A 10,201-nucleotide genomic window follows, 5' to 3' on the forward strand; every position below is an offset into this window, starting at 1 on the left:
GCCCCCGTCGCTCATCGCTTGGGGGGGAAGGTTCACATGGCTCAATTCTCAATGGAAATTATGCGCCTAACCGGCTCAGTTCCGCGTGGAAACCAACACTCGAATATCAAGGATTGTCCCAATCATACGAATCGTTCCGTCCTTGATACCCCGTTCGAACTGGCTGCGCAGAGTCCGTAACTGCTTGTCGACCTGGCCGAGATCGGCACGAGCCCGGTCGTCATCCAGCTCGTGATAGCCGCCGATAGCTTTGCGGATGACGTGTCGTGTCTCCCGATCTACCAGTTCGCCGGTACGCAGGGCCTTTTGTGTGTCCTTGAGCGCCTGAAAGAAATCACATGGTGACTCGCAATGAACGGGCACCTCGAACGCCGGGCGGGCAAAAGCCATGGCGATCGTGCGCAGGATGATCTCGTCGAGGTCTTTGGGTGCGCACACCTGAATGACGTCCCGGTAGTAAGCCCGCTGCAGTTTGGGGTAGCTGTTAAGATGGGAAATGCACTCGTCCCACGTCCAAACTATCGCAATCCGGTCCCGGCCGGAGTGCTCCCATTCATTGTTCAGCTCTTCGACCCAGCCTTGGACACGGGTATCTCGCCGAACGGTGGTGGCGAGAATCCAGAGTTTGAGATCGGGCTGAAACGAGAGAGCGGCTTTCGCCTCCTCGCGCAAGAATGCGCGTGAGATTGGGCCTCTGGGATATGGGTTATTGTTCTCGTCCAGCTCGGCCAGGCGCTTGCACTGGATACCGATCGTTCCGTGGCGCGCTGACCGTCCGAAGACGTCGACCCCGCTCTGCGCTTGACCCGGGCGTCCGACTTGTTGGGCATTGGGCACATCGTAGACTTCCGACAGAAGTCCTACGCAAAGCTCCTCGAATTGTTGCCAGTATAACGGCGGTTGAAAAAACTGCGAGACAGTGCCCAATGACCGCCCCTTCGTCCGATGCGCGCCTTAAATCTCGGTCGGGTAGTGTAGAAACTTTCTTCCATCCCAACGACGATAGGCAAAGTCGCCGACGATGGCCGAATTGATCGCCTTCATGTCTTCATGAGTGCTGGCTTTTCGAAGCCGTGATCGACGAGACTGTTGTAAAGGATGGACCAAGCCAGACAAAAGTAGGAGAATGTGACAGTGTCGGTGGTTGAGCCGACAACGTACCTCCGACCTGCATTCATAGCGGTCGGGCCGTAAGCAGACGACACGCGAGTTCTCGGTCCCCCCAGCGAGTAGAGAAAGTATCTGATACCTCGAACCAGCTTCCATCATTGCCGACGCCATGATTGGCCCCCATGCAAGAACACTGACATTCGTGCCCCTGCGCTTCCTGGCACGCTCGCGCGCAGATTTCCTGCTCGCGGTAGGGCTGGATGATGTAGACTTTGTTGTAGCGCTGCATCGCTCGATCGACGAGTTCGTTGAACCAGGACTTCGGTAGCTCCCAATAGGCGTCCGGTTCACCGATCCACTTGGGCGCCGTTCGCCGACCGTTCTGCAGCCACTGTCGATTGTCGTCTGAAAATGGTAAGCGCATCCGAAGCTTCTCACCTCGTCCGGTCCTGCGCAGCACAACAGGAATCGACTTTTGCTTCCAAACATAGCTGAGGGAAAGCCGATCCATGGATTCTATCTCCCGTCGCCGGCTTTGCGAAGATGCTCGGTTCGAGCCACGTCAGCCTCCTTCGATCTGAAGCGGCTTACTGCTGAATACGATTAGGCTGTCGGGCTCAGACGCAAACCAAGCATAGCTCCCCCAGGCCAAGCTGCTAACCGTCTTACGGAATGCCTGCGAGGCGCGGTCAAGGTAAGCAGTGACGAAAGCGACGTTCTGGGTTGCGAAGCCCGCTCCTTCAGCGATTCGAAGAAGGGCTATCTTCCGAGCATCGTTCACCGGGCCGTCTGTATGCACCACTTCCACGAAGATCAGCAGCGGGTGTGTGGGGCCAAGGTCAACAAGAACAATGTCGGGAAGGCTCTTGTCGGCTGGTATAGTAAGACCAATAGCCTTAGCCAGCTCGTCATCCCGTGCAACGACTTTGTTACCACTTTCACTGAGGGAGATTACGCCGGGCCTCAGAAGAAATTTGGGTGCAAAGACCTCAATCACCGCCTTCGAAATATCGGCGCTCGGCCCCGAGGTCATACGGCGAGATTCCCCGTTGGGGAATGTCACAAGCTCATATTCACCGCCAGCGGCCGCCCCTTTACGCACGATCGCGATGCGTGCGAGTGCGCCTGCATTCAGATGCTTTTCTCGCCAAGCCGCCGCCTTCGCGATGAAGGTTGCCTCGTCGAGAGCGGGAGCCAGCAACTCCGCAAAATCGGCCTGCAGAGCGTAACGTCCCGCCGGTGAGGTTGTGGAAAGACCTGGCCGCTCGATAACGGCGCCATTCTGAATTAGGGCGTAGCGAATCGTATCGTCGCGGATCGATTCCCTCGTATTCACCGCATACCAGCGTCCGGGTACGTCGGCTTTACTCGGCTTGATTGATGATGTCGCCCAAGCATCACGTGCTTCGTCGTCGCCTTGCACGGCTTGCTCATCGGTCATGCGAGTGACCTGATCAGGGCGAAGCCACCTGTCGGCCCCTTCGACCGCCCCAGCATAGAGCATTACGAAGATAGTCTTGGCCGCAATTTCCCAAATCGAGTGGTCGCGATTGGCTGAGCCTTCAGGAAATATCTCAGGAAGCCGAGTGTGGATGTCACTCCAAGAAAGAAGGGGAGGCAAGCTCATGCCTCAAACCCGTAGAGGTTTCGTAATGACTTTTCGATGGCTTTGCGGGAAGCACCCTTCGCTATGAGACGCTCGACCGGCGACATGGCCTCAACAGGTGGTAATGGGATTGCCTCCAACTCGAAAGCGGAAACAGCAACGCTGCCGCTGATACATCTGAATATTTGATCGACCACATCACTATTGAGCACCGCAGCAACGGCCGCCGGTGTAACCTTCGGCTCCTTCATGGCACGCACCATGTTCAAATGATTTTCTACAACCACCCCGCCATGCTCGTTGATGAAGGCCTGTGGCAGCTCGGCTGCGATAAGGCGGCGCGACTGTTCCTTGGCTGTCGTGCGCTGGACAAGAACGCACCCCCGGTCAACCACAAGCCAGTTATCTCCAGCCTCCGTCTTGAAGTACGGAGCGTGATTTTTCTTCTCGGCACGGAAGATGAAACGGCCGTCAGCCGTAACTGCTTCCGCCCAAATCAGCGGGTGCAAGCCGCGTGCTGCGCGGCTCCGCATTTGTGGTTTGAACCTGTTCCACACGAGAGGCCCCGTCGAAACGCAATAGCCCCAATCGGAAAGCCTGGCGGCCATGCCTTCGGCTGCCTTGATCAGGCCAACGTGGCTAGGCTCCCGCGGTGCAAGCCAGGGCGCACCCGGATCGTCTGGCAATCCAACTTTACCATTCTTGGTCAGACGGGTTTCGCGTTCGTTATCGACGTTGAGATAATGGACTTGGAAACGTGTCCGCTCACCGCCCTTTAGATAGAGCGCAAGCAGCGTTTCCTGCAAAACGTCTTCAAAAACACCGCGTCGTGCATGAACGAAGTCAATGGCGACGGGCGGCGCTTCTTCAGCCAGAAGCCGCCGCAGAGCTGTATAATATTGGCCGCCAAGCACGCTGGTGGGTGTCAGGTAGGCAATCAAGCCACCGGGACGTGTCCACCTGAGCGCAATATCTGTAAAAACCCCGTAGAGATTAGCATGACCATACAGGCCACGTGCGAACCGGAGGCGCTGCGCAGCCGTCAGCGTTATCCGGCCATAGGGCGGATTGCCGACAACCAGATCGTATATTGGTACAGGGGTCTCTTCGAGGGTATCGCAGACCTTCACGCACATCGGAATGTCGCGCCCGCTCACGAGGGCAAGGTCGGACAGGTAAATATCGAGAGCCGCCTGCGATAGCCACGCCGCATGGGGATCAAGCTCAAAGCCTGCGAGCCGGTTACCTATTTGGGCCAGCACGAAAGCAGGTTCGCTTTCCTGCAGTGCATCGCGCATGCGCGATGCCGCCTCAAGAAGGAATGCCCCGCCACCGCTTGCTGGATCTAGCACACGGGCAGTCGCCCAATCCAAACCACCTTCATCCGCAAGATCAAGCAACCGCTTCGTCAATGCAGGCGGAGTATAGAAGGCGCCTAGATCGCTGCGCTCTTTCCCGGGAAGCAACGTGGTATAAAGGCTCGTCAGAAAGTGGCAGCCTTCGAGTACGGGAAGCGCAGCAGCTTCATGTCCCAGTGAGACCGCGAGTTGGCAGGCAGTTGCATCAAGCTCGTCGCACGAGCTGGCGAAAGGCGGCCGCAGAGTAAGGGCTGCCGCTTTTTCCGCAGCAAAAGCCGCGATCGCGGCACGGGCGAAGAGAGCCGCCTGCCTTGTTCGATGCGACTCCGAAATTGTTTCGGCCCAAGCCCGAGCCATGACACGAGCACGCGCTAATTCCAGACGCTTGGCATCAAGGGGGACAACTGCTTTAGCGGCGACTGTTGTCCGCATGCGCGAGACCGCCTTCGAACCCCTCATGAATTCCGCTCCCTCTGCGCCCGGACCACTCTCGGTTTGAAGCGTGCAACGTCGATCTCGTTTCCCCGCTTACGGACCTCCGCAATATCGAAGCTGTTTTGCATCTCCATTAATTGCTCCATCGAGACCCCAAAGGCCTTCTCAATGCGCAACGCCATTTCTGGGGTCAGGTGCGATCGGCCGTTGATCAAGGCTGAAAGGGCCGGCCGAGTGACGCCTAGAGCCTGCGCGGCATCCGTCACCGTTAGGCCGGTTGCCTCAATGACTTTACTTTTGACGAAACCACCGGGATGGACCGGCTCCGCCGAGCGCATCATAGCTCTCATTTAGGTGACTCCGCATGGAAGGCTTCGCCGGCAACCGTACACCGTAAAGAGTCACTTTACAAGCGCTTTGTTTCCCTTCCGTTCCTCACCACGGTAGATGTTTGCCCTACAAACCTGCGTGCGTTCGAATGTTGCTCGCATAGGACTTTTCGTCCGTAGCCTAAGGGCGCAGTGCTGGGCGCCAAATACCGCCAATTGCCAACTAAATCCCCCGATAATCGCCGAATATCCTAATCGCCCCATCGCGATGTGCCACCTGCAGTGCGTAGGAGAAAACTCAGCGGGCTGTTGGGAGAGCTTGAGCTTGAATCCACTTTTCTAGGTAAGTCCGGTCCTAGCACCAACCTGTCATTGTTGGCGGCGTAGATGCCCAACGCGATTTTCGGCGTACAATCGGCGGCAGTTTTCGGCGACGACTATTCCGCTTGGTCGGGTATGTGAGAACCTGCCTTTTATCGTGCCATAGAGGGCTATCGACGGAGCGACTTCCGCAAATCTGAAAATTCTTGTGCGGTGATCGGCGGCAATATCGCGTAATCGCCGGTGATTGGCGGAGCATGTGGGATTCGAACTCAGCCAGGGATGGATGGAGCCTATCGGCCGCGATCCACCCCCTCCCCGCCACTGACTGACCCATCCCTTTTCTACGCCACGGCATCCTATTCACCGCACGGAGCGCCGCGAGACCTTCCCTACTATGGCAATACACGCTTCCATATCCCCTGCCCCTTCCGGGCATGGGATTGCTGGAGACGATGGCGCTAAAACGGGACAGGATCAGCATCGAGGTTCTATCGCCCTCGGCCGGACCGGAAACGGGCCGGAACGGTCCTGTGCGCACCGATGCAGCGATCCGGTCCCTCGCCCGATTGATCGGCCGCCAGATCGCCCGCGAGCAGTTCGAACGCAAGATCGCGCTGGAACGCAAGGCGCAGAAACAGCACCACAAGAATTCACTCCCTTCGCCCTGATGGTCCAACAGCCGGCCTCGCCGGCAACCGACATACACGCGAGTTTCACCCGGTGCGGGCTCCCTGGTCCGGGCTGAAGCAGTTTTCTCTTGAGACCGTTTTGGTCCCATGCTATAGGTGACAGATGAGGATTATTGCCCGCCGCACTTTGCGCGAATTTGTCGAAAGTCTCGCGGGGCAGAAAGAGCAGCCGGCCGTCAAGGCCGCACTCGATGCCTGGTTCGACGAAGTCAGCAAGGCGGAATGGGCAAGCACCGCCGATGTGAAGCGGCTCTACGCGACGGCGAGCATCGTCAGCGCCGAGCGGATCGTCTTCAACATCAAGGGCAATGACTACCGCCTCGTCGTGTCGGCGGACTTCGAGAAGGGCATCGTCTGGATCAAGTGGCTCGGCACGCACAAGGCTTACGCAGGATCGACGTGAAGGAGATCGAGCATGGCAACTGACCTGAAGCCGATCCGCACGGAAGCGGATTACGAAGACGCGCTCGCGGAAGTCGAACGACTCTGGGGCGCCAGGAGCGGCACGCCGAAAGGCGACCGCCTCGACGTGCTGGCGACGCTGATCGACGTCTATGAGGCGAAGCACTATCCGATGGACCCGCCCGATCCGGTGGAGGCGATCCGCTTCCGCATGGAGCAGCAGGGGCTGACCCGCAAGGATCTGGAGCCGATGATCGGCCCGCGCAACCGGGTGGCCGATGTGCTGAACCGCAAGCGCAGCCTGTCGATCGACATGATCCGGCAATTGCACAGCCGTCTTGGCATCTCAGCGGAGGTGCTGATCCGGCCGAGCCGGATGGACAAGGTAGCGTAGGAGAGACCACGATGACCCGCGTTTCCTTGTATGCCCGCTATTCGTCCGACAATCAGCGCGAGGCGTCGATCGACGACCAGTTCCGCATCTGCCGCGAGCAGGCGAAGCGCGAGAAGTGGAAGATCGTCGGCACCTACAAGGACGCGGGGATTTCCGGCGCGAGCATGATCCTGCGACCCGGCATCCAATCGCTGCTGCAGGATGCGCAGGCCGGCCAGTTCGATATCGTGCTCGCCGAGGCACTGGATCGCATCAGCCGCGACCAGGCCGACGTGGCGACTTTCTTCAAGCACCTGAAGTTCGCCGGCGTGCCGATCGTCACGCTGGCAGAGGGTGAGATCAGCGAACTGCATGTCGGCCTCAAGGGCACGATGAACGCGCTGTTCCTGAAAGACCTCGCCGCCAAGACGCATCGCGGCATCCGTGGTCGCGTCGAGGAAGGCAAGTCCGGCGGCGGCCTATGCTTTGGCTACAAGGTCATCAAGCAGCTCGATGCCCGTGGCGATCCGATCCGGGGCGATCGCGAGATCAACGAGGCCGAAGCGATCGTGGTGCGCCGCGTGTTCAAAGAATTCGCGGCCGGGATCGCACCGCGCACGATCGCCCGCACACTGAATGAGGAAGGCGTGCCCGGCCCCGGCGGTAAGCCATGGGGCGACACGACGATCCGCGGCCATGTAAAGCGTGGCACCGGCATCGTGAACAACGAGCTCTATATCGGCCGCCTGATCTGGAACCGGCTGCGCTACATCAAAGATCCGTCGACCGGAAAGCGCGTCTCCCGCCTGAACCCCGAATCGGACTGGATCGTCAAGGACGTCCCCGAGCTACGTATCGTCGAAGACGAGCTGTGGCAGTCCGTGCGCGAACGCCAGGGCGAGATTGCCGAGAAATTCGTCAACGTCGCCGACGGCGTGCGCAAGCACCACAGGAAGAACAAGCTCAACGGCGCGCGCCGGCCGCGCACGCTCCTTTCGGGCCTGATCTTCTGCGGCTGCTGCGATGGCCCCTACTCGCTTCGCGGCCCGCAGCGCTATGCCTGCTCGAACCACATCAGCAAGGGCACCTGCGACAACAGTCGCACCATCCGCCAGGACGAGTTGGAAGCCCGCGTGCTCGCCGGCCTGAAGGACCGGCTAATGGCGCCGGAGATTGTCGAGGAAGCCATGCGCGCCTATGCCGAGGAAACCAACCGCCTGAACCGGGAGCGCCGCTCGAATGGCGACGCCTGGAAGGCCGAGCTTGCAAAGGCCGAGAAGCAGATTGCCCAGATCGTCGAGGCCATCACCGACGGCATGTATCATCCGTCGATGAAGGAGAAGATGACCGGGCTGGAGGCACGCAAGGACGAGCTGACCGCCCTCCTCGCGGATATGCCTGCGGACACGCCCGACATTCTGCCGAGCGCGTCAGCGATCTACGGGAAGAAGGTCGCGGCGCTGACCAAGGCCCTCAACCGGAAGGAAGAGCGGCAGGCGGCATCGCAGGATCTGCGCGCCCTGATCGAGAGGATTGTGCTGACGCCGGGCCCGGAACGCGGAGAAATTTACGCCACGCTGCACGGTGAACTGGCCACGATCCTCGAATGGACGGAGCGGCAAGCCGTTGGAAAGGCAGCAAAAACGACAAAACCCGCCGCTGATGCGACGGGTTTGTTATTATCGGTGGTTGCGGGGGCAGGATTTGAACCTGCGGCCTTCAGGTTATGAGCCTGACGAGCTACCGGGCTGCTCCACCCCGCGTCAAAGATTTTCGGGTTTTGAGCCCGGGAGCGAAGTCAGGCGTAGCCTGATGAGGTGAGGCCGTATAGCAATCGATTGATTATCGATTGTAGGCCGAACGGGCGCTCCACCCTAGATATATGATCGCTTAAGATTTGCTTTGAAGATTGTCTTATCGGTAAGCGATTGATTTGCGCGTTTAGCGCTGAATGTTTGAGAAGATGTTTTTGTTTTCTGTGCCATTTGCAGACCTGGCAGCGACCTACTCTCCCGTGTCTTAAGACAAAGTACCATTGGCGCTGGAGCGTTTCACGGCCGAGTTCGGAATGGGATCGGGTGCAGCCGCTCCGCCATAACCACCAGGTCAGCAAAGGGCACAGAAACAAATAAGAAGCTGGATTTTTCGTGCACTGCGTAATTAGCGCAGTTCCGTCTCTAAGCACGCGACTGCGTGCCGGCCGTTAGGCCGCCCTCTCGGAGCCATTCACGAAGTGAATAGGGCGTGAGAGAGAAGAAACTATCAAACTCATCCATTGGATGAGCTTGATGGATATTGATAATGAGAACAATCAAGTCGATCGAGCTATTAGTACCGGTCAGCTGCATGCATTACTGCACTTCCACATCCGGCCTATCAACGTGGTGGTCTTCCACGGCTCTGATAGGGAATACTCGTTTTAAGGTTAGTTTCCCGCTTAGATGCCTTCAGCGGTTATCTAGTCCGTATATAGCTACTCTGCTATGCCGTTGGCACGACAACAGATCCACCAGAGATACGTCCATCCCGGTCCTCTCGTACTAGGGACAGATCCTTTCAATATTCCTACACCCACGGCAGATAGGGACCGAACTGTCTCACGACGTTCTGAACCCAACTCACGTACCGCTTTAAATGGCGAACAGCCATACCCTTGGGACCTGCTCCAGCCCCAGGATGCGATGAGTCGACATCGAGGTGCCAAACAACCCCGTCGATATGGACTCTTGGGGGTCATCAGCCTGTTATCCCCGGCGTACCTTTTATCCGTTGAGCGATGGCCCTTCCACACGGGACCACCGGATCACTATGACCGACTTTCGTCTCTGCTCGACTTGTCTGTCTTGCAGTCAGGCGGGCTTATGCCATTGCACTCGACGAACGATTTCCGACCGTTCTGAGCCCACCATCGCGCGCCTCCGTTACTCTTTAGGAGGCGACCGCCCCAGTCAAACTACCCACCATACACGGTCCTGGACCCGGATATACGGGTCGCAGTTAGACATCTATGACGATAAGGGTGGTATTTCAAGGATGACTCCACGAAGGCTGGCGCCTCCGCTTCAAAGTCTACCACCTATCCTACACATGTCGCCACAAATGCCAGTGTAAAGCTATAGTAAAGGTGCACGGGGTCTTTCCGTCTAACCGCAGGAACCCCGCATCTTCACGGGGAATTCAATTTCACTGAGTCTGCGTTGGAGACAGCGGGGAAGTCGTTACGCCATTCGTGCAGGTCGGAACTTACCCGACAAGGAATTTCGCTACCTTAGGACCGTTATAGTTACGGCCGCCGTTTACTGGGGCTTCAATTCAAGGCTTGCACCTCTCCTCTTAACCTTCCAGCACCGGGCAGGCGTCAGACCCTATACGTCGTCTTGCGACTTCGCAGAGCCCTGTGTTTTTGGTAAACAGTCGCTACCCCCTGGTCTGTGCCACCCTCATCTGCTTGCGCAAACAAGGGTCACGCTTCTTCCGAAGTTACGCGTGCAATTTGCCGAGTTCCTTCAACGCAGTTCTCTCAAGCGCCTTGGTATACTCTACCAGTCCACCAGTGTCGGTTTAGGGTACGGTCT

Annotated in this window: 10 protein-coding genes, 1 tRNA gene, 2 rRNA genes and 1 pseudogene (1 of these 14 running past the window's edge); 5 read left to right on the forward strand and 9 right to left on the reverse strand. The window is 58.1% G+C overall.

The window, feature by feature from the left end; all coding sequences use genetic code 11:
* Positions 1–75: 75 nt before the first annotated feature.
* From K1X45_RS09280 to K1X45_RS09300, 5 genes are all read right to left on the reverse strand, one after another.
* Positions 76–927, reverse strand: coding sequence for a hypothetical protein (locus K1X45_RS09280; RefSeq protein ID WP_220158661.1), 852 nt, complete (start codon positions 925–927; stop codon positions 76–78).
* Between the two features lie 247 nt (positions 928–1,174).
* On the reverse strand, positions 1,175–1,621 hold the full coding sequence (locus K1X45_RS09285) for a hypothetical protein (protein WP_220158662.1): 447 nt from the start codon (positions 1,619–1,621) through the stop codon (positions 1,175–1,177).
* A 51-nt stretch (positions 1,622–1,672) separates the two neighbouring features.
* A complete protein-coding gene (locus tag K1X45_RS09290) occupies positions 1,673–2,737 on the reverse strand; it encodes a BsuBI/PstI family type II restriction endonuclease (RefSeq protein ID WP_220158663.1) in 1,065 nt (354 codons plus the stop codon).
* On the reverse strand, positions 2,734–4,533 hold the full coding sequence (locus K1X45_RS09295) for a class I SAM-dependent DNA methyltransferase (protein ID WP_220158664.1): 1,800 nt from the start codon (positions 4,531–4,533) through the stop codon (positions 2,734–2,736). Before K1X45_RS09295 ends, K1X45_RS09290 begins: the two co-directional genes overlap by 4 nt.
* The gene (locus K1X45_RS09300) at positions 4,530–4,859 is read right to left on the reverse strand and encodes a HigA family addiction module antitoxin (RefSeq protein ID WP_220158665.1); all 330 of its coding nucleotides are present in this window, start codon (positions 4,857–4,859) and stop codon (positions 4,530–4,532) included. The genes K1X45_RS09295 and K1X45_RS09300 overlap by 4 nt, the downstream gene beginning before the upstream one ends.
* Before the next feature lie 743 nt (positions 4,860–5,602).
* On the opposite strand from K1X45_RS09300, the gene K1X45_RS09305 reads away from it, so the two are divergent.
* From K1X45_RS09305 to K1X45_RS16070, 4 genes and pseudogenes are all read left to right on the forward strand, one after another.
* Positions 5,603–5,830: a hypothetical protein gene (locus tag K1X45_RS09305; protein WP_220158666.1), complete on the forward strand. Its 228-nt coding sequence runs from the start codon at positions 5,603–5,605 to the stop codon at positions 5,828–5,830.
* A 124-nt stretch (positions 5,831–5,954) separates the two neighbouring features.
* Complete coding sequence (locus tag K1X45_RS09310) at positions 5,955–6,254, forward strand: type II toxin-antitoxin system HigB family toxin (protein ID WP_255560376.1); 300 nt, start codon at positions 5,955–5,957, stop codon at positions 6,252–6,254.
* Positions 6,255–6,266: 12 nt separating this feature from the next.
* Entirely contained in the window at positions 6,267–6,647 is a 381-nt protein-coding gene (locus K1X45_RS09315; RefSeq protein ID WP_220158667.1) for a type II toxin-antitoxin system HigA family antitoxin, read from the forward strand.
* A gap of 11 nt (positions 6,648–6,658) precedes the next feature.
* A pseudogene (locus tag K1X45_RS16070) lies at positions 6,659–7,033 on the forward strand (recombinase family protein); the annotation flags it as partial.
* Between the two features lie 72 nt (positions 7,034–7,105).
* Here K1X45_RS16070 and K1X45_RS16075 read toward each other — a convergent pair.
* Positions 7,106–7,324 carry a hypothetical protein gene (locus tag K1X45_RS16075; RefSeq protein WP_370627010.1) on the reverse strand — a complete coding sequence of 73 codons (219 nt, stop codon included), beginning with the start codon at positions 7,322–7,324 and terminating at the stop codon, positions 7,106–7,108.
* Between K1X45_RS16075 and K1X45_RS09320 the strand changes: the two genes are divergently transcribed.
* Positions 7,232–8,356 carry a recombinase family protein gene (locus K1X45_RS09320; protein WP_370627115.1) on the forward strand — a complete coding sequence of 375 codons (1,125 nt, stop codon included), beginning with the start codon at positions 7,232–7,234 and terminating at the stop codon, positions 8,354–8,356. The two genes, K1X45_RS16075 and K1X45_RS09320, sit on opposite strands and share 93 nt — an antisense overlap.
* Here K1X45_RS09320 and K1X45_RS09325 read toward each other — a convergent pair.
* The 3 genes from K1X45_RS09325 to K1X45_RS09335 all read right to left on the reverse strand — a co-directional run.
* Positions 8,313–8,389 (reverse strand) — tRNA-Met (locus K1X45_RS09325). The two genes, K1X45_RS09320 and K1X45_RS09325, sit on opposite strands and share 44 nt — an antisense overlap.
* A gap of 228 nt (positions 8,390–8,617) precedes the next feature.
* Positions 8,618–8,732, reverse strand: a 5S ribosomal RNA gene (rrf, locus tag K1X45_RS09330).
* Positions 8,733–8,933: 201 nt separating this feature from the next.
* Positions 8,934–10,201, reverse strand: a 23S ribosomal RNA gene (locus K1X45_RS09335); it runs 1,540 nt beyond the window's last position.

The organism is Pseudochrobactrum sp. Wa41.01b-1 (assembly GCF_019464455.1).
GTDB lineage: Bacteria > Pseudomonadota > Alphaproteobacteria > Rhizobiales > Rhizobiaceae > Pseudochrobactrum > Pseudochrobactrum saccharolyticum.

What these genes read in the sequence shown, in the direction of transcription:
- K1X45_RS09285 (WP_220158662.1), bottom strand. Translation starts at nt 1,621, where the DNA reads ATGGATCGGCTTTCCCTCAGCTATGTTTGGAAGCAAAAGTCGATTCCT.
- K1X45_RS09290 (WP_220158663.1), bottom strand. Translation starts at nt 2,737, where the DNA reads ATGAGCTTGCCTCCCCTTCTTTCTTGGAGTGACATCCACACTCGGCTT.
- K1X45_RS09295 (WP_220158664.1), bottom strand. Translation starts at nt 4,533, where the DNA reads ATGAGGGGTTCGAAGGCGGTCTCGCGCATGCGGACAACAGTCGCCGCT.
- K1X45_RS09300 (WP_220158665.1), bottom strand. Translation starts at nt 4,859, where the DNA reads ATGAGAGCTATGATGCGCTCGGCGGAGCCGGTCCATCCCGGTGGTTTC.
- K1X45_RS09310 (WP_255560376.1), top strand. Translation starts at nt 5,955, where the DNA reads ATGAGGATTATTGCCCGCCGCACTTTGCGCGAATTTGTCGAAAGTCTC.
- K1X45_RS09315 (WP_220158667.1), top strand. Translation starts at nt 6,267, where the DNA reads ATGGCAACTGACCTGAAGCCGATCCGCACGGAAGCGGATTACGAAGAC.
- K1X45_RS16075 (WP_370627010.1), bottom strand. Translation starts at nt 7,324, where the DNA reads ATGGCCGCGGATCGTCGTGTCGCCCCATGGCTTACCGCCGGGGCCGGG.